The organism is Acinetobacter sp. TSRC1-2, assembly GCF_049895885.1.
GTDB lineage: Bacteria > Pseudomonadota > Gammaproteobacteria > Pseudomonadales > Moraxellaceae > Acinetobacter.
In genome coordinates this window covers 329,766-355,964 of sequence record NZ_JAFCTF010000001.1, presented here as the reverse complement: position 1 = coordinate 355,964, position 26,199 = coordinate 329,766, and the positions used below count along the sequence as shown (strand labels likewise).

Genomic DNA, 26,199 nt, shown 5'->3' with positions numbered 1-26,199 from the left:
TCATTCATCGGAAACTGGGTTCATTCGCCCATTTTTTTTTGCAATTGAGTAAATATTCAGCATAATAAAAAGTTATACAAACTTGGTAAGAACATTGTTGTAATGACAAATAAATAAAAGAGATATACCAAGCCTAGGATGAATTAAAAATAATGATGCGGAGCATCTGATAAAAAGGAAGGTCGTGATGACTCAGAGTTGGAATAATGCAAGATTTAAAAAGTCTTGTTTGGCGGGTCTAATCGCAGTTTTACTTAGTCCGTCCATTTATGCGCTTGAATCTTTGTCAGATAATAACCTTTCTGAAACTACCGGTGAGGGGATCGCATTATTGCCTGAAAATTTTAAGATGGTTTTTCAGGGACCGAATGATATTTCTACTGCTTCAAGTTATAACAATGCCACTATTTCTGCGGTGGATAAACCTAAATACGATACTGGTTTTATTCGTATTATTCCAACAGGTGAAAATTACGAATTACTGTATCAACGTGCATACGATAAAATTTATAAACAGAATTACAATTCAAACTATGCGTATGCAAAAGCCAACTTATATCAGGGTAGTTATAACTCGACCTATGATACTGTTTATAATGGAATTTATCAAAATGGCAGTACCACTACAACAACCTATACAACGACTTATGCCCAAGTAAAAACAAAAAATGAAACCACGTATCGTAATCAGGAAATTTCACCTTATTTAAAACAAAAAACTTATACAGATTATTATGATCAACGTTACGACCAATATTATTGGAACGCTCCAGCATTAGTTCCTAATGATGGTACAACAAGATATAGTGGTGGCTGGTTAAATGAAGAGAAGGCAGCAGAAAATGCTCGGTTAAATACCATTGAAAAGATTGAGGCAGCATATGGCTCCACCATTACTACCGCAGTTAATAATCATTTAAAAGAAACTACCCTTGCTGAGATTAGAGCATCAGCAAATAGTACTGCTACTCAGCAAGCAACCTCTGCTGCAAATACCACTGTCGACAATTATGCAAAAACCAATGCGATAAATGTGGCAGATACAACAGCAACTGGCGTTATAACCAATGCCCGCACTAAAGCCGATGTTTTTATTTATGGTTTGGCCTTGTCTAAAAGTAATGGGAACTTAAATCAGCGTTATAGTAATGTAGGTTTAAATTGGGGAAGTGCGGCTAATCCTTGGTTATTCCGTGCAGGTACAGCAAAAGACATTCAACAATTTTCAGGTGCGAACAAAAGTGATATTGGTTATCTGGCTTTAGAAGCACCTTTGGCTCAGGATGGCGTCGACACAACAAGTGACCGAATCAAATTGGGTTTTTGGACCGATATTTTCTCTCGGTCTTTTGATTCAATTCGTATAATTAATGCTGTTACAGGTGCACCAACGAGTGGGCTAGATAAAGACTATCGCTTAAGATCACAATTTGTGGCCAATGGCCTGAGTATTAATGGTTCACAGCTAAGGTTATTCCAAACTCAAAATGATGATGTCAATAAACTCTATGATGAAACATTAGGGATAGCTGCACTATTACGGATAAATACTAATGATAATCCGTCCACATTAAAATTTACTGATACGAACCTGGATGAAAAAGGAATTCGTATCAGTACTGCTGCTAAAACTGATGCAGATGATGGTACAGCAGTAACGCCAGCAATAGATGGTTCTTTGGCTCCACTGTTCAACGATAAAGACGGTCTATATCTATATAGTACTAATATAAACCTTGTATTGGGGAATATGTATCAACCTTTTATTCTGGCATCAGAAGGCAATAATATTATTCTGGAAGTGACACGCATTCCTAAAATACCTGCCATATATTCACAAATTTATACCTTATATGCAGATACAGATCCAAATCCTCAATTTCAAGCAGGTACAGGGCTAACGGCAGCATCTTTTAAAGGTTCGACCTGTAACGTAAGCTACTGCGGTTCAAATTTCTCAGACATTACAACGGGAACCAATACTGTTAGATATCAGGGGACAAATGCGACGCACAGTAGTATTGCAATTGGTAGTGTGACCCGAGATGTATCAACGAATCTTCTAAAAGCGAATAGAGGGGCGGACGCGACAGGTATCGTATTTAAAAGTCCGTCAGGTTCAGCTGTCAATTTAGGTTCGGCTGTAATAGATGGCGTTCTGATTCAGCATCTTAAGTTTAAAACTACGGGCTTATAGGAGTATAAAAATGTTAAATAAAATATCTATTTCCGTCGTTTTATTTATGGCTTGTGCAGCACATGCAGAATTGGTAGGTTTGGATAATGGTGCATTACTAGATGTTACAGGGCAAGGGGGGGCTGATTTAAGCTGGACTTTGTCATTAAACCATCGCTATGCAAATGATTTAAGTATTAAAAATATCTCTGATCAGCAAGGCGTATATTACACATATGACTGTGTCTCGGATGTGCAATGCCGTTTTGCATTTTCACCCAGTAATCATGCGGACGCAGCCGGTAATCAAAGATGGTTGGTCTTTAAGCAAATTCAAGGCACCATTCAGGTGGATAAGTTTTCTTTAGCGGGAAGCACGATTATCAATAAGGATATGATGCCTCAAACAGCAATGAAACTTTCATTTTTTGATGATAAACCTTTAAAAATAAGAAATTTAGGTTTTAGTAGTCTGTCAGTTGAAACGGATGATGCAGCTACCAAAGGGTATTTAAAAGATGAAAAATATAATCAATATAATGCCTATACAGTCAATGCTCAAGGTACAAAAGTTTATAGCAGTGTAGATGTTCCTACTTTTGATAAAGGGGCTGAAAAAGGATTTATGGGCTTGAACGTACACGGAAATTTACATATGTCGGGAGATTTGAAAATTTTTAGTTATAACTGCGCAGGTACTGGAACCAGTCGTTGTTAATTAAATAAAAATTTTTAAGAATAAGGATGTTGTAATGAAAAAAATAATAAAACTAAATTTGCTCACGGCTTGTGTATTAATGGCACAACAATCCTTTGCACTTCAGCAGTTAACAGATCAGTCTTTAAGTGTTGTGACAGGTCAAGATGGTATTTCTATTACTCATGAAGTCTCAAAAATAAATGTAGATCAGATCAACTGGGTAGATTATACCGATACAAGTAGCATGAAGCTAGGAATGCACAATGTTGAAGTCAAAGGTGTAAATAACAGTACGATTAGAAGTACGCTCGATTTTGATGTAGGCACAACGGATATAGGTACTGGCGTGAAAATTCAAGCCAGCATTTCCCCATTTCAGGCCACAGTAGAAAAGCTTATGCTGCTGTGCGATGCTGCAACTTGTACCACGGCTGAACAGAATTTAGGTTCTTTAAGTCTTTCAACGACTTCACCTTTAAAATTTTATCTGGAAACTACCCATGGTCTATTTAACCGCGATGACAAAGCACATTTAGATTTTCAGCTACAAAATGCAAGTATTGGTTATGGTTTAAATGGCAAAAATTTAACCTTAAAAGATTTTAACTTTAATTTTTCTGCCGATGGTTATATGTATCTAGACCCGAATGAGGGGATAGTAATGACCACTAAAAGCCGTGATGGAAACACAGATCATATTGTGAACTTAGCCCGAGTTGCTGATTCAAGTGATGTCGATTCCAGTCGAGTAAATGCAAAAAATCCTGGGGTAAATATTGATTTGCGCTATGGGGCAGATCCCGATAACCAGAAAAATGTAATGCGTATGGGAGCATCGGGGGCTGTTACAAATGCTAAAATATTTTTAAATGCAAATCAGGCCGGCCTTAAAGATTTTAATACTGTTAATCGGTCTGGAACAGATTTAACAGAAACAATAAAGTCTGCTTCAGGTTATGGGTTTGCAGGCGCTGGTGGTTTACATTTTGGTGTTTCTGCTGAGTTTACACGTGAGGGAAACCCGCTATTAGGTCAAAATGTTGCTCCAACAACTTTGGAAATAGGTCATACGGGGCATGGTAGCTACGCTATTGAATTTTCAAACTTATCTCCTTTAATTATTCGTAATTCAACCAATGCTACGAATTTGAATACTAAAAATGCATATATTGATTTTGGTGATATTTATATCAATACCGCACAAGTTAAAAGTTTAAATTTTATTATCAATGAAAATGTTAAAAAGATACTCGGTGCCGCAAGTAATGAATTAACCTATTACATGATGCCAGTGGATAAAGGACAAAATGTAGCACTGATTGCAATCCGTGGGATGGATTTTCAAGCGATCGCCCGTAAAGCACGTTTTATTTCAGATAACTCAATTGCTGAAATAACCAGTCCCTCAGGAGAGTGGGGTTTAGGTATACCTATCTTTAATTTAAATGCCAATCTGGCTCTATTTTCTAAAAACTATACTTATAAAGGTGTGACAAGCGCAGGCTTAGGTTATAACTTGGCGATGTCTACAGAAGGTTATGGTATTGATAAAAAAACTGGAACACCAAGTACGACTTCTATCATTGTTGTGGATGGGGCAAAGGGAGTATATAACGAAGAAGTCAATTACTATGCAGGTCTTCGAAATATCGATTCATATTTAAAATCTGATGGTGTAATTGGTTTTGAAGATGAAGGAATTTATATTAAAGCAGACAATTTATTATTTGCAGCAAAAGCTGAAATTGCAATTGGGCAATTGCCAGGATCTTTATATAACTGTACAGCAGCAACTGGCGGTATGAATTGTGATAACAAAGTTGTACCTATTGATAATTTTGCCAAAAAAGATGATGTATTGTCTTCAATTGCTTTTAAGCTTGACGGTCAAGGTGAATTACTGATTGTTCCGGGGTTGAATGCACCAAATGCAACACCAGATTCCAACTATTTGTCTTTAAAAGGGAATTTTAAGTTTAAAGATATCGCAGGTCCCACGGATAGAGGCAGTTTCTTAAGCATCATTAACGAAGATGTCAAGACGACTGGAACAACTGAATCTAGTATCAATTTAAATAAGCTTCAAGGGCATATAGGTTTTGAATCAAGAATTCAGATGAAACAAGATACTGTTGTGTTAGACAATCAGGTCAAGTTCAATCATTTAGCTAATGCAAATTCTCAAGGTAAGGTTTTTACCGCAGAAATGGCAATGTCTCCAGCAGGCAATATGCAAAAAATTGCGGATCTTGCCATTACAGGAGGGGCAATGCGTAGCACTTTGGGTATTACTCCGCGATAAAAAAATTATAGGGAATGAAAATGAAAAAATTATTATTGCCAGCATTAATCTGTTGCATTTGTTCAGGCACACATGCAACAGGATTTAAAAGTTTATCCGATACCGAATTGGCTAAAGTAGATGGTCAGGCATTGCTAAATTTTTCCAAAGATGCTTATAGCTACACAACAGCAGGCAGCGAGACGGTCAACTTTTTTAAACTTGGTCTTGATGCTGAAATGGAATTGAATACCAATATCAAATCCTTACAGTTAGGTTGTGGTGGAGTGAATGGCGCAAATGGCTGTGATATTGATATTTCGAATTTAGCTTTAAGTGGGTTACCTACGAGTTATGATAGTTTGGGAAATCCCGTGTTTGCCAATGACCGTGCCTCGACAAGTGCAAAAATAACCAACCCTTTTGTTGAGTTTGCAATAAAAAATAGCGATAAGGCATCTACTCGGGAAATAGTTGGATTCCGTTTGGGGGCGCAAGAAATTTTGGGTTTATTAACCACGGGTATTGCCAATACACAATCCCCTACGGATGGTATTCAATCTTTCAGTGGTTATATGAAAATTGCAGATACCACAGGTTCTACTAATACTGCAGCAGCAAAATTTGGTAAGGCGGCGAATCAGCAAATTTCAGGATTATTGGATATTGCTTTGTTTGGTGATCATGATTTTACCAGTGATCCGTTAAATTCAGCAACGACAGGAATTACCGTACCGCAGTTAAATAATGTGAAATTTAATGTTCCTGGATTTACCGTTACAGGTAACCGGCAAACTCAGGCAAGTGCAACAAATATTATGGTAACTATTCCAGTGATTCCTTTGGCAAAAGGTACAGCTGAGGATAATGCAAATTATGATGTGTATAATGGCTTAAATACAACGCAATTTAATAATGATCAGTTACTGGTTAATATCGAGCCATGCGTTGGCTTAGGACCACTTTGTTTAGTGAGTACCTCAAAATTCAAAATGGGAGAGGGCTCTAAACTGACCAACCTCAATATGAATGTGACCTTCAATCAATTGTTAAGTATGGTGCATAATGTGCCATTAACCGGTTCAGGTGGTTATTTGGCCTTGCAACAGCTTGCTTTACATTGGCCTGGAGCTGATGCAGCAGATGTTGCGCAAAGAGGTTGGTGGATGTCATTTGCTGATCCTGTACAATTAGGACAGCTAAATGTAGCAGGGGCTGTAGATATTTCTGCAGTACTCCCTCAGGTTGCAACAAATATTACAAATTCCCTTACCCAGGAAAATATGCGAATTGAAATTGATTTTGGTAATGCAATTCAAGCATTGGTGGGTACACCCATTGTAAAAACCTTGCAAATTGATGTTGGTCAGTGGACTCAAGCTAATCCTTCAAAGTTGACGTTAAATAACCAAATTTTAAAAAATCAAGAAGTTACATCAAACTGCTACGGTGGTCTGAAATTTTGCTAATTACATTATAAAAAAATCCCGCTTAAGCGGGACTTTTTATTTTGCAGAAAAATTATTTAGCAATTTTTGCTAATAATTCTTCTTTAGAAATATTTACAGATTCAGCATCACGACGACCTTTATATTCAAAGGTGCCTGCATCCAAACCTTTTTCACCAATCACGATACGATGCGGAATACCCGTGATTTCAAGGTCAGAGAATTTAACCCCTGGACGTTCGTCACGATCATCTAAAATCACATCGTAACCTGCTGCCTGAAGCTCTGCATATAGTGCTTCAGCGGCCTCAAGGGTGCGTGGTGATTTGTGTGCGTTCATAGGCACAATTGCAACTTCAAATGGTGCAATGGCTAAAGGCCAAATAATGCCTTTATCATCGAAGTTTTGTTCAATGGCAGATGCAACTACACGTGTTACTCCAATACCATAGCAACCCATCGTTACAACCGTTGGCTTACCGTCTTTACCAAGGACTTTGCAGCCCAAAGCTTCTGAGTATTTTTTACCTAACTGGAAGATATGACCGACTTCAATACCACGTTTAATTTGTAGTATGCCTTTACCATCTGGTGAAACATCACCTTCAACCACGTTACGGAGGTCATAGACTTCTGTGTACTGTGCATCACGTTCCCAGTTGACGCCAGTTGCATGTTTGTCTGCTTCATTTGCACCAGCAACGAAATCGGACAATACAGACGCTGCACGATCCACAATCACGGTTAAGCCTTTTTCAACTAAACCTTGCGGTCCAATGAAACCAGTAGTTAAGCCGAGTGCAGCAATTTGTTCTTCTGTTGCAAAAGTTAAAGGCGCAGCAATAGCAGCATGCTTTTCAGCTTTGATTTCGTTCAGTTCATGGTCACCGCGAAGGAATAAAGCAACCACAGGAACATTACCTTTTTCGTCTGCTACACCTTGAACAAGGAGTGCTTTGACTGAGTCTTTTGTATCAGTGTTCAAGAATGCTGAAACATCAGCAATAGTTTTTTGGTTTGGTGTTTCGACCAATTTTAATTCTTGTGTAGGTGCAGCACGTTCACCGACAAGCACTGCTTCAGCCATTTCAACGTTGGCAGCATAGTCTGATTCAGTTGAGAAGGCGATATCATCTTCACCGCTTGATGCCAACACATGGAATTCGTGTGAACCTGAACCACCGATTGAACCGGTATCTGCTTGAACTGGACGGAAATTTAAGCCTAGACGAGTAAAGATACGGCAATATGCATCGTACATTGTATCGTAAGTTTCTTGTAGAGAGTCTTGATCGATATGGAAAGAGTAGGCATCTTTCATGATGAATTCACGTGAACGCATCACACCAAAACGTGGACGAATTTCGTCACGGAATTTGGTTTGTACTTGGTAGAAGCTTGCTGGAAGTTGCTTGTAACTTTTCAGTTCGTTACGCGCAAGATCGGTAATCACTTCTTCGTGTGTCGGTCCAAGCACAAAATCATTATTATGACGGTCTTTGAAACGTAGTAGTTCAGGACCATATTGTACAAAGCGACCTGATTCTTCCCATAGGCCTGAAGGTTGAGTTACAGGCATCAACACTTCGAGTGAGCCAGCACGATTCATTTCTTCATGAATAATCGCTTCAACTTTATTTAGCACACGTACGCCCATCGGCAACCAAGTGTATAAACCTGAAGCCAATTTACGAATCATACCCGCACGTAACATCAGCTGATGTGAAATAACTTCAGCATCGTTCGGGGTTTCTCTTAACGTAGCAAATAAAAAGCGACTCGCGCGCATGGAAGCTGTCCTAAAAATTAAGCCTTGAAAGCCAAGATTATACAATAAAAAATGAGGTGAACATTTCTGAATGTCACCTCATTGTGATGCTATAAATTATGACATGATTTTGCGCATTTGGCGCGTCATAAAATTCTTTAAGTCATCCAGGTAAGTGAAGATCACCGGCACCACCACTAAGGTTAACAGGGTGGAGGTAATTACACCGCCAATTACCGCATGAGCCATGGGCGCACTTTGTTCTCCTCCTTCGCCTAGACCCAATGCCAGTGGAATCATACCCATGACCATGGCACTTGTGGTCATGAGGATCGGACGGAGTCGGGTTTTACCTGCAGCAATAATGGCATCAAAACGATCTTCACCGCGATCCATAGCTTTCTTGATGAAGTCAATCAACAGAATGGCATTTTTAGTCACCAATCCCATCAGCATGATGATGCCAATGATTGAGAATAGATTCAGGGTTGAATTAAACAGGAATAAGGCCAGAAAGACCCCAATCAGTGAAAGGGGGAGGGAAGCCATAATGGCAGCGGGGTGAATAAAGCTATTGAATTGTGATCCGAGTACGATATAGATAAACACAATCGAGAGGGTAATCGCAGTCATGGCATAACCTGCAGACTCAGCCATATCTTTATTCGCGCCTTGGGTGACGAAACTATAACCCGGTGGTAAATCAAAATTATCTTGAATCTTTTTAATATCTTGCCCAATATCACCTGCAGGACGACCTGCAGTGTTGGCTTCTACCAATACTTCACGTGCCAAGTCACGACGGTTAATCTGTGATGCACCCAGACCTTCTTCAAATGATGCGACAGTTGCCAGTGGCACTAAAATAGGCTGACCGGATGCATCGGTTTTTTGTGAGTTTAAATAAAGGTTTTCAATGTCACTTGGCAAGCTCCGTTTATTTTCGGTCAAGCGAAGATTGACATCATACGTTTCTCCTCTTTCATCTTGCCAAGTCGTGACATCATCACCTGCAAGCAATGGACGGATGACATTGGCAATTTGATTGACGGAAAGACCTAAATCACTGGCAAGCATGCGGTTAATATGAACGGCCAAGGTCGGCTTTGGTTCTTTGAGTGAGCTTTCCAGATCGACAATACCCTTTACTTTAGAAATTTCAGCAAGAAAGCGATCCGAGATTTTCTGCAATTCATCCAGTTCAGGGCCTTTAATCGAAATAAGAACCGGCTTTTGACCCCCTGAAACGGTTTCATCGGCAGAAGCAACGGAGGTAAGGGTAATACCGGCTACACTTTGTAAGCGTTGACGAAATTCATTGTTGAGCTGTGTCAGGGTCTTATTACGCTCTAATCGAGGAGTTACGCTGACCCGGATACTGACATGATTTTTACCACGGTCAGTCACGCCGTTAATAATGCTATAGGTACCGCGCACGTCAGGGTGTTGGCGAATAATATGCTCAACTTGCAATAATTTGGCTTGTGAATATTCGAGTGATGCATCCACAGGTGTTTCAAACTTAATCCGAATTTCGCTTTTATCAGGCACCGGCACAAATTCTGTACCCACCAGTTTGGATAGTCCTAATGCACCAAAAAGTGAGGCGACGGCAATCATGAGCGTAACAATGCGGAAACGCAGCGCCAGTTTTAACAGTTTTTCGTAGTAGTGACTTAAGTTATCGAGTTTGTTGGAGATCCATTTAAAAAAGCGTTTGATTTTCCCCGGTTGCTTATTGGGATCAGGTTTTTCAGTCCAATGTGCCGAAAGCATGGGATCGAGGGTAAAACTGACAAACATGGATATCAGCACTGCAGCACTGACCGTTACCCCAAATTGATAGAAAAATTTACCAATAATCCCGCCCATGAAAGCAACTGGCAAGAATACCGCTACAATCGTCAGCGTTGTGGCTAAAACCGCAAGCCCAATTTCTTTGGTGCCATCCAGTGCTGCTGTAACGTGGTCTTTGCCCATATCGGCATGACGAACAATATTTTCCCGAACCACAATCGCGTCATCAATCAGTAGGCCAATACTGAGTGAAAGCGCTAATAGCGTCATCATATTAATCGTAAAGCCAAATGCCCAAATAAAGGTAAGGGTTCCGAGTAAGGCAATTGGAAGGGTTATGCCGGTAATGGCAGTAGAACGAAATGAACCTAAAAACAGCAATACAATCAGAACGGCTAAAACAGCCCCTTCAATAATCGTACGCGCAACATCCTTAATACTACCGCGAATACTTTTAGAGCTGTCCACCACGACTTTGGCAACGGTGCCTTGAGGTAATTGTTTTTCAATCTTTTTCATGGCTTTATAGGTGGCATCCACCACTTCAATCACATTGGAATCAGAGCTGCGCAAAATATCAATCGCTACCGCTGTTTTACCATTTAAATAGGCACTGGATTCTAAGTCAGCTTGGCTGTCTTCAATTTTTGCTACTTGTTTTAGAAAAATAGGCGCGCCATTTTTATTAGCAATAATTAAATCACCAAACGATTGTGGATGAATCACCTTGGATTTGATTTCAACCACCAGTTCCGAGGTAGGTTGTTTTAAAGTTCCGCCTGGAACTTCAATATTTTCACTTTTTAAGGTATTGATGACCTGATCAATACCAATGCTGAAGCTTTGTAATTTTTGTGGTTCTATTTCAATACGAATTTGCCGTTGTGCATCACCGAGTAAATTGACCGCGCCTACGCCGGGAACGGTTTGTAATTGTGGGACAATCCTCTGATTTAAATAGGAGCTCAAATCGCGTAACGGCATTGTTTCTGATTCAAAAACAATGGACATGATCGCATTGGCTGTGGGGTCATAACGCTCGACCACTGGATCCTGAATTTCATCACGAAACCCGGCGGTGACCGAGGAGATTTTATCGCGAATATCCTGTGCGGCGACAGCAGAAGAAACGTCTAGATTAAACTCGACAATAATGGTCGAAAGCCCTTCACTCGATTGTGAAATCACCTGTTTTAAACCTGAAATGGTATTGATCTTTTCTTCCATTTTTTTGGTGACTTCAGATTCAATTATTTCAGGCGATGCACCGGGATAGCTGGTATAAACCACCACAAACGGGAAGTCTACATCGGGGAATTCTTCAACGCTCATCCGTTGCCAAGACGCTAACCCCAACACCAGTAAACACAACATCATCATGATGGTGAAAACAGGATACTTAACACTAATTCGGGTGAACCACATAAGAACAATCCTGTGCTTATTTTTGAGTGATTATGACTTCCTGATCAAGGTCTTGGTCATTAAATTTAATACGGCTGATTTGGTCACCGGGTTGCAGTCCTTGCACCACGGCTAAATTGTCGCGATAACGTTGTTCTAAAATTACTAGATTTACTTTTTCAATTTTTTTCTGGCGGATCACCCATACATAGGGAGTTTCTTTTAAATTTTGGATGATATTCAGCGGAATCAACTGACCGCTAACTTGGGTAGAAGAAAGAATATTACCTTCAACAAAAGAGCCAATACTGAGTGATTTGATGGTTTCATTCGGGGTTGCAAAGAATTCAATTTGACGACTTGCAGGATCGGCAATCGGGGAGATACGGGTGAGTACCGCCGTAAGTTGGGCAGGATTACCTTGAATAGTATATTCAATTTTTTGCCCCACTTTTAAAGCCGCCTGCATGTCACTGGGGAGTTTGGCTTGAATTTCTAAATGATTTGGATCAACGATTTCAAACAGGGTTTGACCTGCAGCAACGGTTTGTCCCGATTCAACCTCACGTTTGGTGATGACCCCTGAGATAGGGCTCAAGATAGTTCCATCACGCTCGGCTTTTTGAGCAATATTGACGTTGGCCTGTTGTGCACGCACGTTTTCAAGTTGCGCCTGATAATCAACCGCTGCCTGCTCATATTCGACTTTGGAAATAAATCCTTGATCCAGCAACCGTTTTTTTCGTTGCATCATGTTTTTAGCCAAAGTGGCTTGGGCCTGAGTCGAGCTAAGGTTGGCTTGGGTTTGTGCAAGCCGTGCAGCATTATCCTGATTATTTAAACGAACTAAAACCTGACCTTTTGAAACCGCTTGGCCCACTTGGGCATTGACAGCTGTTGCGGTTGCAGTCACTTGCGCCTGTATGCTGCTTTGATTTACTGCACGAAGTGTGCCGGTAAATGCAGTTTTAGCGATAGAAACCCCATCTTTGACTAAAACTAAATCTTGTTGAATTAATTCTATTTTTTGTGTGTTTTCAGCGGGTGCTTCTATTTCTTTTTTCTCACAAGCCCCCAGTAGTAAGCTCAAGCAGAGCGTACTACAGATTAAATATGACTTATGGTCGCTTAATTTAGTTTTTTTTATACGCTGTCCAAATGGCATGCGGGTAAATCCTTTTATTTATCGTGACATAAGCTCAGCCCTGTTATTAATAAATAAAATTTATTCAAGAGCTTTTAAACGAGCGATGATTCTGTCGTATTGTGCTTGGGTATTTCGATAGTGTATTTGTAACGAATTAATACTTTCTTTTTTTGATTCAATATTTTTTTGATTGTTATCAAGATTATTTTTTAAAGAGGTTGGAACGTTTTCAGCTTTACGTAAATATTCAATTTGTTGACGTTTAAAGGAGATGCGGTCATTTTGTAGCTGTTTTAGCTGGTCCTGCTGAAAGGCAATCTGTTTTTTGATGTGCATCAATGCATCATTGCGCTTGGTTGCTGCAACCTCAGAATTAGTATATGCAGTTTTGAGTTTTAGGTCAGCTGCATTTTTTTTGGCTTGTGCGGCACGTAGCGGTGCTTTTTTTATATCCGCTTCGGTATCGTAGCCACGATTACGTTGAATCACTTGCATGTTTTGGTCTAATGCTTCATAACCATGACGAATGTGATTTGGCGTTACACTGGTACTGATATTGGCGATACCTTTACTGTCATAGTAACGATACCATGTGGCTTTAGGTGGAGGCTCTGCAAAAATATACATCGTTTGAAATGTCAGCAAAAATAGAAAAATGAATTTTCCAGTCATTTTTTTTTGTGCAATGAAAGCAAGTTTTTGTTTAAACTGACTTTGCATTGTAACCCCCGATTTAAAAGTAGACTAAATTACTTATTTTAAAGTAATAAAACGGGTATATTAGACTCAAAATCCTTAATAAAAAACCTCTCTTAGTCAAAAAAAAATCATTGACCGATGGAAAGTGTGAAGCTGTTACTGAAAAAATAAGAAAATGCGTCTTTGTGTGGAAATGTTCATTGGAAATGAAAGTAAAGATATGTTAAAAATGTTAGTAACTTGTAATCAAACTTTCTACTCAAATTGTTTGTACACTCTAAAAATGGGAAGGGTCATTAAATGGACGATAAATTCCAAAATCTAAAAGTCATGGTGATTGATGATTCAAAAACCATTCGTCGTACAGCAGAGACATTACTACAGCGTGAAGGTTGTGAAGTGGTAACCGCAGTAGATGGTTTTGAAGCATTGGCAAAAATTGCTGAAGCCAATCCAGATATCGTTTTTGTCGATATTATGATGCCACGTTTGGACGGTTATCAAACTTGTGCATTAATCAAAAATTCTCAAAATTATCAAAATATTCCGGTCATCATGCTGTCAAGTAAAGATGGTTTGTTTGATCAGGCTAAAGGGCGTGTTGTCGGTTCGGATGAGTATTTAACTAAACCTTTTAGTAAAGATGAATTGTTAAACGCAATCCGTAATCACGTAACAGCATAAGTTTATTTTTTGGGGGAAAGCATGGCACGTATCCTTATTGTTGATGATTCACCAACAGAAACATTCCGTTTTAAAGAAATTTTAACTAAACATGGCTTTGATGTGATTGAGGCTGCGAATGGGGCTGATGGTGTCACAATGGCACAAGCAGAGTTACCGGATCTTGTGTTAATGGATGTGGTAATGCCTGGGGTAAATGGTTTCCAAGCAACACGTCAAATTGCACGTGGTACAACGACCAAACACATTCCGATTGTGATTGTCAGTACCAAAGATCAAGCAACTGACCGAGTTTGGGGGAAACGTCAAGGGGCAAGTGATTATTTAACCAAACCTGTAGACGAAAAACAATTAATTGATGTGATTAAACACCACCTCAATGCAGGATAAGCTCTATGGCAGCTAATGGATTTATCGAATTACTTCGGCTGGCTAAACGTGGCAACAAAAACTACGTTACCACTGAAAATGAAGTAAACCGATGGTCAGGCATTGCTTTTGAGATGATGGGGCAATATTTTGTGGCTCCTTTAGGTGAAGTGTCGGAAGTGATTTATCCACCTAAATATACGCCGGTTCCGAATACTCAAGCATGGGTGATGGGGCTGGCTAATATTCGGGGGCGGTTACTTTCAGTGGCTGATTTGGCTCAATATATTTCCGGGCACCGAACTCAGTTTTCACCCACTCAAAAAGTACTGTGTATTAGTCATAATGACCATTATGTCGGTTTGGTTGTAGATCAAGTTTTGGGGATTCAACACTTTAATAAGAAGAGTTTCTTTTCTAAACACAGTGAATTAGACAGCAATTTGCAAGAATATTGTCAGGGATATTTTTATCAACATAATCAACACTGGCATGTTTTCTTATTTAGTCGTTTATTGCAAAACCCAAAATACATGAATGCATCTATAAAATTTATAAATTAATATTCGCGCGCTGAAGAATGATGGCGAAAGTCGGGGAGAAGCTGGATGGGCTTTAAACTTAAAAAGAAAAATACAGGTGAAGGCAGCAACCGTAAGGTTGGTAATGCTTTATTGGCTAAGATTCAATCACAAACTGATCAATTATCACGTGTATTTGGTGACAGTGAGAAGTCCAAACCCTTAATTTTGGGTGCAGCATTCTGTCTGGTCGTCGCACTATTCCTGTTGCTGTACTTATTCTATAGTGTGCCGCGTAACAATGAATTAACACGTAGTGTGGGTGATTTACGTCTTTTATCACAGACGATTTCTCGTCAGGCAACTGAAGCAACCGCTTCAGGGACCAAAGAATCAATTGAGAAATTAGTACAATCTCAAAAAGGTTTTACAGAAAACCTTGAAACAGTGAAGGATATTCATCCGCATACTCCAGCGGTGGATGAAGTTGAGAGGCAATGGAAAACAGTCTCAGAAGGGATTGACTTAATTTCTTCCCAACAAAAAATGATTAACCAGCTTTATGATACCAATATTGCCATTGGTGAAACCATTCCTGGTATTCAGGCTGAATATAACTTGATGGTTGACCAAATGGCACGTCAAGACATGCCGAGTAACCAGGTGGTCATTGCGAAAAACCAGGTATTCATTGCAGAACGTATTCTTCGTTCCATTAGTTCGGTATTAACGGGTAGTGATAACTCTCGTGAGTCAGCAGACGACTTTAGTGCCGATACTGAAACATTTGGTTCTTATCTTGAAGCACAGTTGAATGGTAGTGCTGAACTTGGTGTGGAGCGTATTACTGATCCAGCTTTACGTGCATCACTGGAAGGCATCAAAGCTGAATATGACGATGTATTAAAATCTGCGTCCGCAACGATTCTTAAAAACTCGACTCAAATTGTAAAAGTACGTCAGGCCTCATCTTCAATTTTTGCCCAATCAGATGAGCTATTGACTAACCTGAATAAGTTATCTGCCGGTTCAAGTTGGTCGGTTGCTATTCCTGCACTATTTTTAATTTTGTGTTTAGTTGGCTTTTTGATCTGTGTATTTAAATTGCTTACATTACGTGGTCAGTCAGATAAACAGCGTGTAGCTAACCTGCAAGAAGAATATGACCGTAACCAGAATGCGATTTTACGTTTACTGGATGAGATCGCTGACTTGGCAGATGGTGACCTTCGTTCATACGCAACGGTATCAGAAGACTTTACCGGTGCGATTGCCGACTCGATTAACTTCGCGATTGACCAATTACGTGACCTAGTATCGCGTATTACCGAAACTTCTCAAGAAGTTGCGCAATATACTGCCAATACGCAGGGTATTACTAACCAGCTAGCGGAAGCATCTGAACACCAGGCACAAGAAATTGCCGGTGCCTCTGCTGCAATTAACGAAATGGCCATGTCGATTGACCAGGTATCTTCAAATGCAACCGAATCTGCAGTCGTTGCAGAGCGTTCAGTGCAAATTGCTGCCAATGGTGCGGATGTTGTAAACCGTTCAATTGAAGGCATGGACATGATTCGTGAGCAGATTCAGGAAACCTCAAAACGTATTAAACGTTTGGGTGAGTCTTCTCAAGAAATTGGTAACATCGTTGCGTTGATTAACGATATTGCCGACCAAACCAACATCCTGGCATTGAATGCGGCCATTCAGGCATCGATGGCAGGTGAAGCAGGCCGTGGTTTCGCCGTGGTAGCCGATGAGGTACAGCGTCTTGCTGAACGTTCAGCATCTGCAACCAAACAGATTGAAGGCTTGGTAAAAACCATTCAGACAGATACCAACGAAGCGGTTATTTCCATGGAACAAACAACCTCCGAGGTTGTACGTGGTGCGAACTTGTCTAAGGATGCCGGTGTAGCACTGGATGAAATTCAAAACGTATCCAGCAACCTGGCGAAATTGATTGCCAACATTTCTGATGCGGCAAAACTGCAGTCTGCTTCTGCAGGCCATATTGCAACCACGATGAATGTTGTACAGGAAATTACTTCACAAACCACAACAGCAACTTTCGATACCGCACGTTCAGTATCTGAATTGGCAAATATGGCCGAATCGCTACGTGAATCTGTAACTGACTTTAAATTACCGGACTAAGGTAATACGAAAGCTTTGGGGTGATGTGTCTGACTTTAGGGTAAGGCACATCAATAAATCACAGATAAAGCATCGACAAGATGAACTTAACCTCAAAGTTAGGTCTCGCGTGATGGTGACAATTAAGTTTGAGCACCCTTCTTGGTGGCAGATAAACGTAAGAAGCCTAAACTATGAAAGAAATATTAAAAAATTTAGTTGAAACGACTACGCTTCCTGAAGATAGTTATCTTGATCAAGATACAGAAATTTTAGAAATTTTTGTTGAAGAAATCGAAGAAATCTTCGTTGAGTTAAGTACTTTATTTACGACTTGGCTTGAAAATCCCAATGACCAAGAAATCTTGAATACTATTCGCCGCCATTTCCATACGCTTAAAGGCTCTGGACGAATGGTGGGAGCAAAATCTGCCGGTGAATTGGCCTGGACTGTTGAAGATACTTTAAATCGTGTCATTTCGGGTGCGGTTCCATTGGATACAGTGGTTCAACGCTTCGCTCAAACTGTATTCAAAATTTATCAATATAAGTTATATCCAATTTTCAAAACCGTTCAGCTGGCTGATATTGATTTACGACCTTTGGTTTTACTGGGTCAGCAAATACAGCAAAAACTAAGCTTAGAACCTGCTTTGGAAGAATTACTGGATCTTTCTACAACCTTGACTGCTGAAGATGGTATGACTGGTTTAGAATTGCATGAAACAGGATCCAGCGCAGTAGAGCAAGAAGCAGCAATAATAAAAGCTTCAGAACAGACTGTTGAAATAGCCGCCAATAATGATATTGAAGAAACAGTTGCGATCTTTATTGAAGAAGCTGAAGAGCACTTGTTAACGATTGACCAGTTCTTGAAAAATGAACATGAAAATAAACAAGATTATAACGCTCTCATTCGTGCATTACATACCTTGCGCGGCAGTTCATCCATGGCTCAAATCGAGCAGGTTTTTGAAGCCAGTACCAAGGTAGAAAATTTATTTAAAACCTTATTACAAGAAGAAATTGGTTCGACCTCTAAACAAATGGCTTTGCTGATTCAGTATGCTGAGTTTGTGGGTGATTATTTGCATACCCTCAGACAGGGTGAAATGCAAAAACTTGATGTGATATATGAAACCTTTAATGATGCATGGAATAACTATGGCTTTACTTCAGCTGAAGTAGATGAAGGGGTTAATCCTCAAGGTCTGGTTTCTAAGCTGATTGCATTAAATATTGATTTGTTACTCGATGCTGAATTCGAATTTGAAAAACGTGTCAAGGTTGAATACCCGGAATACATCCAGGCCTTAAGTGAACAGGCTCAACATTTACTAGATCATACTGATAATCGTGCTGCGGCTGGCATTCATCAATTTACCCATGAATTAAAGTCAAGTTATGAAGAATTGGTATTAAAGCCAGAATTACTCAATACCGATTATGCATATGAGTTGTTTGGACAAGCGCACCAAGAATTCATTCATTTGTTTGATACTTTGGCCGCAGGACAACGTGTCATTTTAACTGATGAAGTACAGAAAATATTGAGTGATCTTTCTGCCTTTGTGCAGCAAGACCTTGAACAGTTTGAAAGTGCGGAATCTGTAGTTGAAGAATTGCCTGTAGCTGTAACAAATCCAGTATTAACTACGACAGTAGATCTTGCACAAATTTCACAAAGAATGCGTTCTGATCGTGCTCAAATGCATGCAGCTGAGGCAAACAGTGATTTCGATGCAGATTTACTGGATATCTTCCTGGAAGAAGCAGAAGAATTGTTGGGTGGGATTGACCAAGATTTAAATACTTGGAGCAAGAACCCGGCCAATACCACTGCACTGAATAATTTAATGCGCTATCTGCATACCCTGAAAGGGGGTGCAAATATGATTCAAGCGACTCATATTGGCTTAATTTCCCATGAATTAGAGTCAATTTATGAGCGTGTGATTCGTCAACAAATAACAGTTACGCCACAACTGATTAGTATTATTCGTTTAGTTCAGGATGATGTATCAGATCGAATTCAAATTATTCGTGAAGACAATATTGACTACTCTGGTGCTGAATCGATTGAGATTTTGCGCAATATTCAAGAAATTTCGCAAGGCAAGTCTGCAAGCATTGCTGTGCTGGATACGGTTGCAGTTGAAAATGTTGCAGCTGAAACCGATGTGTATGAATTAGCAGAACCAGTAGCGGAGAAACTTGCTTTAGATGATGAAATAGAACAAGAATTTATTTCGCAAAATGTAGCAGTTGTTGACGATCCTGAGGATAGTATTCGCTTAATTGCAGAAGAAACATTCTTGGAAGAAGCGGAAGAGATTTTAGAATCTACAGATGATCTATTAAAACAATGGTTTGATCAACGAAGCGATCGTAGCTTACTGCTTCAATTACAACGTGCCGCCCACAGTCTTAAGGGTGGTGCACGTATGATTGAAAATGAACCTGTAGCTGCCATTTCATATCAACTAGAAACCACTTTTGAGCAGTTTGCGGTTCATCATTTTAACTCGAATGTATACGACCTATTATTACAGACCACGTTTGCATGGTTAAAACAGGCCATCTTCCAAGGTGATTACAGTAATTTTGATAGTCTAAAATTAAGCTTGGAGTCGATTGGATTTGTTGATGTAACCGCTCGACTACCAAATCGTGTGACTCAAGCCGATCTATTATCTGCGCCAAAAACCTTTGAATTTGTTCAGGGTGATGGTACTGAACCACCTGCAATGTTGGGTGAGTGGGACTTAAGTTCACAACAAGATAACAGCAATGAAATGATCCGTATTTCTGCCGAATTGGTGGAAAAAATGATCGATTTGTCTGGTGAAAATGCAATTAACCGTTCACGTATCGAAATGGACTTGGGCCAACTTGGTAATACCTTGAATGAGATGGAATTGGCGATGAAGCGTTTAGCTGACCAGTTACGTCGAATGGAAGGTGAGTTAGAGTCACAAATTATTGCAAAACATGGTTCAGAAAATTCACGTTATGCTGATTTTGACCCATTAGAGATGGACCAATATTCATCTTTAAATCAATTGTCAAAATCATTGGCGGAATCTGCATCTGACTTAGTGGACTTTAAAACCACCTTGGCGGAAAAAATTCGTGATACAGAAGGTCTATTGTTACAACAATCACGTATTCAAGCCGAGATTCAAGAAAGCTTGATGCGTACGCGTCTGGTACCATTTGATCGCCTGTTGCCACGTTTACAGCGTATCGTGCGTCAAACCTCATCCACATTGAATCGTCCAGCAGAGTTGATTGTACAAAACACTGAAGGTGAATTGGACCGTACCATTCTTGAGCGTTTGGTGACGCCATTTGAACATATGCTTCGTAACGCGATTGACCATGGTCTGGAAGACACTGAATTACGACGTGAAGTTCAGAAGCCTGAAATAGGACGAATTGTCTTAAATATCAGCAGTCAAGGTACAGATGTACTGGTCTCTTTTAGTGATGATGGTAAAGGGATTGATGAATCGAAGATTAAAGAAAAGGCCTTAAATTTAGGTTTAATTAAAGCCGATCAATTCCTCGATAAACAAGAAATCCTGCAATTGATTTTCCATCCCGGATTCAGTACTGCGAAAGAAATCACCCAGATTTCTGGTCGTGGCGTAGGCTTGGATGTGGTGCAAAGTGAAATTAAGGCACTCGGTGGTCATGTCTCTGTTGATTCAAATCTTGGAGAAGGAACCACCTTTACTATTCGCGTACCAACCACAGTAGCGGTAAGTGATGCCTTGATGGTAAAAGCGGGTGATCAGCAATTTGCGATTTCATTGGCTCAAATCGACCGTATTGTTCGAATTGCGCCTTCTACATTGGAAGAGTACTTCAATAGTAAAGATGACTTCTTTAAAATTGATAACACCAATTACAAACTACGTTATTTATCCGAGTTTGTTGCAAACCAGCCGTTACCACGTTTAAGTAATATTGCGCATTCTTTACCAGTGCTATTAATTAAAGGCAATAGTGGTCAAACCATCGCGTTATTGGTCGACCAGTTGATTGGTTCACGTGCACAAATTGTGGTGAAACCGATTGGTCAGCAATTCTCGAGTGTTGGGGTTGTTGCCGGAGCCACCATTCTGGGTGATGGTCAGGTCTGCCTGATTCTGGATGGTCAAAATATTGCGCGTCAAATTCAAACCACCCAACGTACTAAACATCTGTCAGATCAGCGTGATCTGTCCCGTCATAATAATGCACGTCGCTTAATTATGATTGTGGATGACTCGGTTACTGTACGTAAGGTGACATCACGTTTACTTGAACGTCAGGGTTATGACATTGTGACGGCTAAAGATGGTGTCGATGCGATTGAACAACTTGAAAATGTGAAACCAGACTTGATGTTGCTCGATATTGAAATGCCACGTATGGATGGATTTGAAGTAACTAACCTTGTTCGTCACCATGAAGTGCATCGAGATTTACCAATTATCATGATTACTTCAAGAACAGGTGAGAAGCACCGTGAACGTGCATTCAGTCTGGGTGTAAGCCACTATATGGGTAAACCATTCCAGGAAGCAGAATTGTTGAGCAATGTTGAAAACTTGTTAGAGACCAGTCAGGGGTAAATAAATGAGCCAAAATAGTGTTTCAAACTCTGCTTTGAATCAAATTACACAACAAGAGTTACATCACCTTATTACCGTGTCGACTGGATTTATCGATGCTTATATTATTGATTGTCATGGTAAGGAGGCGATGGTATTACCACAAAATATCGTTTTGTCAGCACTGGATAGTTCCACGAAAGTTCCATTTGTGGAATGGCATGAACTTAAGCTACCTGTCTATGCGGTGAATAATCCTGAACAGAAAGCAGGTGTGGCTTTGGTAATTGAAGGAGATGAGGTGAGTCAACGTTTTGCCCTGATGTGCAATGAGATGCCAAAAACTATTCGTCTACGTATTTCTGAAGTGGTTGACGATGAACGGGATTTAAATGATCCGGCTGTATTTCAATATGTACGTATGGCAGATCAAGTTTTTCATATCCCTAATCTAGCTCAAATTCAATCTTCTTTAGGATTGTAATTTTAACGACTTGCTCAAATATGAGTCATAAAAAAAGGAACTTTAAAAGTTCCTTTTTTTATTTATTGGAGTTTTAGTGGGCCAATAAGCCTTCTAAAATCTGTTCATAAATTTCAGCAAGCGGCTCCAAATCAGCAACATTTACATGCTCATCAATTTGATGAATACTGGCATTTAAAACGCCTAACTCAAGCACTTGAGCACCGGTAGGGGCAATAAAGCGACCATCTGACGTGCCGCCACTGGTCGAAAGTTCAGTTTCAATACCCGTCACATTACGAATCGCATTCTTTGCCGCATTCACCAGTTCACCGACTGGAGTCAGGAAGGGTAAACCTGAAAGCGTCCAGTTAATATCATAGTCAACATTGTGGCGGTCAAGAATTTCCAAAGTACGTGCCTTGAGTTGTTCCGCTGTAACCTCAGTTGAATAGCGGAAGTTAAACAGTAAGTTCATTGTGCCAGGAACGACATTGGTTGCGCCTGTACCGGCATTGATATTTGAAATTTGGAAAGACGTTGCAGGGAAGTATTCATTGCCATTATCCCAAACGGTATCGCAAAGCTCAGCCAAAGCTTTAGATGCGGTATGAATAGGGTTAATCGCAAGGTGAGGGTAGGCCACATGCCCTTGTTTGCCTTTAACGGTTAAATTGGCATTTAACGAACCACGACGACCATTTTTAACAATGTCACCTAATTGATTGGTACTTGAAGGCTCACCCACGAGGCACCAGGTCATTTTCTCATTACGTGCTTCTAAGGCTTCCACGACTTTTACCGTTCCGTTGATCGATGGACCTTCTTCATCAGAAGTAATCAAAAATGCAATGGAACCCTTATGATTGGGATGTTTTGCAACAAAGCGTTCAGATGCAACTACCATGGCTGCAAGTGCAGTTTTCATGTCTGCACTGCCACGACCATAAAGCTTGCCATCACGAATTTCGGGTACAAATGGATCCGAGTTCCAGTCATCTAAGCTGCCTGTTGGGACAACATCGGTATGACCTGCAAAACATAAAACCGGAGCTTCGGTTCCTTTACGTGCCCATAAATTATCGACATCTTCAAAACGCATCGGTTCAATATTGAACCCAATTTTTTCTAAACGATCCGCCATAATGGTTTGGCAGCTATGATCGATCGGGGTTACAGAAGGCTGACGTAACAGTTGCAGGCTTAAATCAAGGGTAGCGGAAGATGTCATGCGATTTTCATAAGTCGATAAATTTGTCAGCACTATAATAGGCGAATATGCCCTTGAATGTGAACGACTGCGATAAAATTGCCATAAAAAAAACCCTATCTAGGATAGGGTTTCATATGTACTAATAACGAATTAGTTTTTGCGGATTTCGTCAGAAGTTTTTTCAGCAGTATGGGTTACGGCATCTCCAGCTTTGGATACATCTTTACCCATGCCTTTAAATGTATTACAACCAGTTAAAACAAATGCCATAATAAGGGAAGTTGCTAGAATTTTTTTCATCATCATCTCCAAGTAATTCATTATTTTGATGTGAGTTTAGGTTAAATAATACCTGACGTAAAAAATATGAGTTTTTGATGGTAGAAAAGTAATCAATTGTTATAAAGGTAGACATTTCTCATAAAGTTAATCATTCAACTCTTTGGGAAAGCAGCGGTGCATGTCTGAACATATAGAAATTGGGCTTATCTTTTTGCAGATATAAACCATTGATCCACCAGTGCGCAGTTTCACTACTCAAATGAGAGGCTGGGCAGATCCACTCTTGTCGTTGCAAACGATAAAAATGTGAATTTTGAGGAGGAATATGACTTCCCCAATAGCCTAATCGCCGTTTGAGATTGACCCAGGGTGGAATGACTTGCTGTGTAGGTTCAACAGGAAGATAGAGTTGACCTTTTAACACTGCATAGCGTCGCTCAATCTTATATTCAAGTGCATCTTCAAATTGAAATTGTTTTTGGCTAAAGTGATTTAATTTTCGAATTAAGGTGTCGCTACGGTTTAAGCCATACCAATACGCCAAAGAAAAATCCCGTTCAGCCAAGTAATATTTTAAAGCCACTTCCCAATGTTCAACTTGATTGGTTTCGGTATTCAATACCAGAAAATCGAGTTCGCCCAAGGTTTTAGGTCCCGCTATTTTTTGAATGCTGTGACCGCGTAATTCATAGGGATGATAGTTTTGATCCAGCAGCCAAAACCAGATAAACATTTCAAAGCGTAGGCCTAAACGGGTACTTTTAAGCTGTTGTAAAAAGACTTGTAATTCTTGAGGATGTTGATCTAAATAAAGCAATCTTGAATGATAATGCTGAAAATGCTTTGCCCATGTTTCATTGGCATGTAATTGAAAAGAATGTTTGAGCACGAGTTCTGGTGGAATAGCAGCTAAAATATTCGGGCTGGCTAGACAAAATGCCAGTTGTCGAACCAGTAAGTTTTTAAATTGAAGCCAAGGTTCATCAAGATCAGACGCTTGATTTAAAGCAAACATAGAAACACCCAGCGCTAAATTAAAAAGTGCAGAATTACAACGGATAATATGCAAAAACACTTTATACTACCGCAATTAGTCGTATAGGACAGTGCTATGAAGATGTTGTTTTGGCGGAGTTTGGTGATGATTTTTGTCATCCTGGGCTTTATCGGTGCACTTTTGCCGGGTATGCCAACAACAGTATTTCTTATTTTAGCCGCCTGGTCTGCCTCAAAAGGTTGGCCGCAAATGGATGTCTGGCTACTCAATCATCCTAAATATGGGGCGACCTTGCGATCATGGCGTGAAAATGGCACTGTGCCGCGTAAAGCGAAATGGTTTGCCAGTATCATGATGCTGATTAGCGCCATGATTATGCTGTTTACCAATGCGCCGTTATTGGTCAAAGTATTTACCAACTTGACCATGCTTTCGGTTTCCATTTGGCTGTGGCTACGTCCTGAACCTTCGAATGAACCGATCAAAGAAGCAGAGTAGTACACATCATGTCATATACTTTAGCACAAGCAGATGTCTGGATTGATTTAGCCGAGCAAACCTTAAGCTTGCCAAACCATAATAAGTTTTATGTGATTTCTTCAGGTAAGAACGGTATTGGTGAACAAGAAAACTCAGGCAAGACACCTAGAGGCTGGCATAAAGTTGCACTCAAATTTGGTTACAGCGCACCTAAAAATGCAGTTTTCAAAGCGCGACAGGAAACGGGTGAAGTCTATGATGAGTCGCTTGCAGCACAATTTCCTGAACGGGATTGGATACTCTCGCGTATTCTCTGGTTAAGCGGTTTGGAAGATTGCTTTAATCAGGGCGAGGGCTGTGACACATTTAAGCGCTATATCTATATTCATGGCACCCCAGACACAGAGCCGATGGGTATCCCCATGTCACATGGCTGTATCCGCATGCGCAATCAAGATGTGATTGAATTGTTCGATCTTATTCCTGAACAGGCATTGGTCTTTATTTCAGAACACAGTTTGAATTTAATTGATTGTAAAACAAGCACAACTTAATAGAAGCATATCGTAAGAAATGAATAGCGAAGATATTGTTATATAGATCGTGGCTAAAAAATCGTATTATTTCCCAGTTGTTCAAAAAATCTAAGAAATTTTGAGTCAAAATGACAGGATGAATTTATAAATTTTTGCAAGAAATTCTAAATAAATTGCAGAAATTGTTTGTTTTTATAGCGATTAACCTATTTTTTAATCACTCAAACGTAAAATACCAAAAACAGGCAGAAAAGCGTTTGACAGGCTGCATAGATTCTCTATAATGCACCACACAAACGATGAAGTCGTAAAGGGCGCTTAGCTCAGTTGGTAGAGCGTCTGCCTTACAAGCAGAATGTCGGCGGTTCGATCCCGTCAGCGCCCACCAAGCCTTTACGTTAAATGTTTTAAGTGCAGCGGTAGTTCAGTTGGTTAGAATATCGGCCTGTCACGCCGAGGGTCGCGGGTTCGAGTCCCGTCCGCTGCGCCATCCT

Annotated in this window: 19 protein-coding genes and 2 tRNA genes; 14 read left to right on the top strand and 7 right to left on the bottom strand. The window is 40.0% G+C overall.

Annotation, left to right across the window (positions count from 1 at the left end; all coding sequences use genetic code 11):
• Positions 1-187: 187 nt before the first annotated feature.
• From ACP69Y_RS01650 to ACP69Y_RS01635, 4 genes are read left to right on the top strand one after another with little or no spacing between them, the layout of a single operon-like run.
• A complete protein-coding gene (locus ACP69Y_RS01650) occupies positions 188-2,197 on the top strand; it encodes a hypothetical protein (RefSeq protein ID WP_425915581.1) in 2,010 nt (669 codons plus the stop codon).
• A 10-nt stretch (positions 2,198-2,207) separates the two neighbouring features.
• The gene (locus ACP69Y_RS01645) at positions 2,208-2,894 is read left to right on the top strand and encodes a hypothetical protein (protein WP_425915580.1); all 687 of its coding nucleotides are present in this window, start codon (positions 2,208-2,210) and stop codon (positions 2,892-2,894) included.
• Between the two features lie 34 nt (positions 2,895-2,928).
• Positions 2,929-5,178, top strand: coding sequence for a DUF6160 family protein (locus ACP69Y_RS01640; RefSeq protein ID WP_425915578.1), 2,250 nt, complete (start codon positions 2,929-2,931; stop codon positions 5,176-5,178).
• Positions 5,179-5,198: 20 nt separating this feature from the next.
• On the top strand, positions 5,199-6,626 hold the full coding sequence (locus ACP69Y_RS01635) for a hypothetical protein (RefSeq protein ID WP_425915576.1): 1,428 nt from the start codon (positions 5,199-5,201) through the stop codon (positions 6,624-6,626).
• A gap of 52 nt (positions 6,627-6,678) precedes the next feature.
• Here ACP69Y_RS01635 and ACP69Y_RS01630 read toward each other — a convergent pair whose 3' ends face one another.
• The 4 genes from ACP69Y_RS01630 to ACP69Y_RS01615 form a co-directional block, all read right to left on the bottom strand.
• Entirely contained in the window at positions 6,679-8,394 is a 1,716-nt protein-coding gene (locus ACP69Y_RS01630) for a proline--tRNA ligase (protein ID WP_425915575.1), read from the bottom strand.
• A 96-nt stretch (positions 8,395-8,490) separates the two neighbouring features.
• The gene (locus ACP69Y_RS01625) at positions 8,491-11,595 is read right to left on the bottom strand and encodes an efflux RND transporter permease subunit (protein ID WP_425915573.1); all 3,105 of its coding nucleotides are present in this window, start codon (positions 11,593-11,595) and stop codon (positions 8,491-8,493) included.
• 16 nt (positions 11,596-11,611) lie between these two features.
• A complete protein-coding gene (locus tag ACP69Y_RS01620) occupies positions 11,612-12,739 on the bottom strand; it encodes an efflux RND transporter periplasmic adaptor subunit (RefSeq protein WP_425915571.1) in 1,128 nt (375 codons plus the stop codon).
• A gap of 60 nt (positions 12,740-12,799) precedes the next feature.
• The gene (locus ACP69Y_RS01615; RefSeq protein WP_425915569.1) at positions 12,800-13,441 is read right to left on the bottom strand and encodes a hypothetical protein; all 642 of its coding nucleotides are present in this window, start codon (positions 13,439-13,441) and stop codon (positions 12,800-12,802) included.
• Positions 13,442-13,720: 279 nt separating this feature from the next.
• Here ACP69Y_RS01615 and pilG point away from each other — a divergent pair, with 279 nt between their 5' ends.
• From pilG to ACP69Y_RS01585, 6 genes are all read left to right on the top strand, one after another.
• Positions 13,721-14,104, top strand: a complete 384-nt coding sequence (gene pilG, locus ACP69Y_RS01610) for a twitching motility response regulator PilG (protein ID WP_067723812.1) — start codon at positions 13,721-13,723, stop codon at positions 14,102-14,104.
• A gap of 21 nt (positions 14,105-14,125) precedes the next feature.
• Positions 14,126-14,494 (top strand): response regulator, encoded by a 369-nt coding sequence (locus tag ACP69Y_RS01605; protein ID WP_425915566.1) that lies wholly within the window; start codon positions 14,126-14,128, stop codon positions 14,492-14,494.
• Positions 14,495-14,499: 5 nt separating this feature from the next.
• Positions 14,500-15,036 (top strand): chemotaxis protein CheW, encoded by a 537-nt coding sequence (locus ACP69Y_RS01600; RefSeq protein ID WP_425915564.1) that lies wholly within the window; start codon positions 14,500-14,502, stop codon positions 15,034-15,036.
• Positions 15,037-15,081: 45 nt separating this feature from the next.
• On the top strand, positions 15,082-17,154 hold the full coding sequence (locus ACP69Y_RS01595; protein ID WP_425915562.1) for a methyl-accepting chemotaxis protein: 2,073 nt from the start codon (positions 15,082-15,084) through the stop codon (positions 17,152-17,154).
• Positions 17,155-17,327: 173 nt separating this feature from the next.
• Entirely contained in the window at positions 17,328-21,755 is a 4,428-nt protein-coding gene (locus ACP69Y_RS01590; RefSeq protein ID WP_425915560.1) for an Hpt domain-containing protein, read from the top strand.
• Between the two features lie 4 nt (positions 21,756-21,759).
• Positions 21,760-22,218, top strand: a complete 459-nt coding sequence (locus ACP69Y_RS01585; RefSeq protein ID WP_425915559.1) for a hypothetical protein — start codon at positions 21,760-21,762, stop codon at positions 22,216-22,218.
• A 73-nt stretch (positions 22,219-22,291) separates the two neighbouring features.
• Here the strand turns inward: ACP69Y_RS01585 and dapE are convergent, their stop codons facing one another.
• From dapE to ACP69Y_RS01570, 3 genes are all read right to left on the bottom strand, one after another.
• Positions 22,292-23,428, bottom strand: a complete 1,137-nt coding sequence (gene dapE / locus ACP69Y_RS01580) for a succinyl-diaminopimelate desuccinylase (protein WP_425915557.1) — start codon at positions 23,426-23,428, stop codon at positions 22,292-22,294.
• A 132-nt stretch (positions 23,429-23,560) separates the two neighbouring features.
• The gene (locus ACP69Y_RS01575; RefSeq protein WP_131215624.1) at positions 23,561-23,710 is read right to left on the bottom strand and encodes an entericidin A/B family lipoprotein; all 150 of its coding nucleotides are present in this window, start codon (positions 23,708-23,710) and stop codon (positions 23,561-23,563) included.
• Between the two features lie 130 nt (positions 23,711-23,840).
• Complete coding sequence (locus ACP69Y_RS01570) at positions 23,841-24,707, bottom strand: DUF1853 family protein (RefSeq protein WP_425915555.1); 867 nt, start codon at positions 24,705-24,707, stop codon at positions 23,841-23,843.
• A gap of 96 nt (positions 24,708-24,803) precedes the next feature.
• Here ACP69Y_RS01570 and ACP69Y_RS01565 point away from each other — a divergent pair, with 96 nt between their 5' ends.
• From ACP69Y_RS01565 to ACP69Y_RS01550, 4 genes are all read left to right on the top strand, one after another.
• Positions 24,804-25,187, top strand: coding sequence for a YbaN family protein (locus ACP69Y_RS01565; RefSeq protein WP_425915553.1), 384 nt, complete (start codon positions 24,804-24,806; stop codon positions 25,185-25,187).
• Positions 25,188-25,195: 8 nt separating this feature from the next.
• The gene (gene elsL, locus ACP69Y_RS01560) at positions 25,196-25,723 is read left to right on the top strand and encodes a cell wall-recycling L,D-carboxypeptidase ElsL (RefSeq protein ID WP_425915551.1); all 528 of its coding nucleotides are present in this window, start codon (positions 25,196-25,198) and stop codon (positions 25,721-25,723) included.
• A 294-nt stretch (positions 25,724-26,017) separates the two neighbouring features.
• Positions 26,018-26,093: transfer RNA gene (locus ACP69Y_RS01555), tRNA-Val, on the top strand.
• A gap of 25 nt (positions 26,094-26,118) precedes the next feature.
• Positions 26,119-26,195: transfer RNA gene (locus ACP69Y_RS01550), tRNA-Asp, on the top strand.
• The last annotated feature ends 4 nt before the right edge of the window (positions 26,196-26,199 follow it).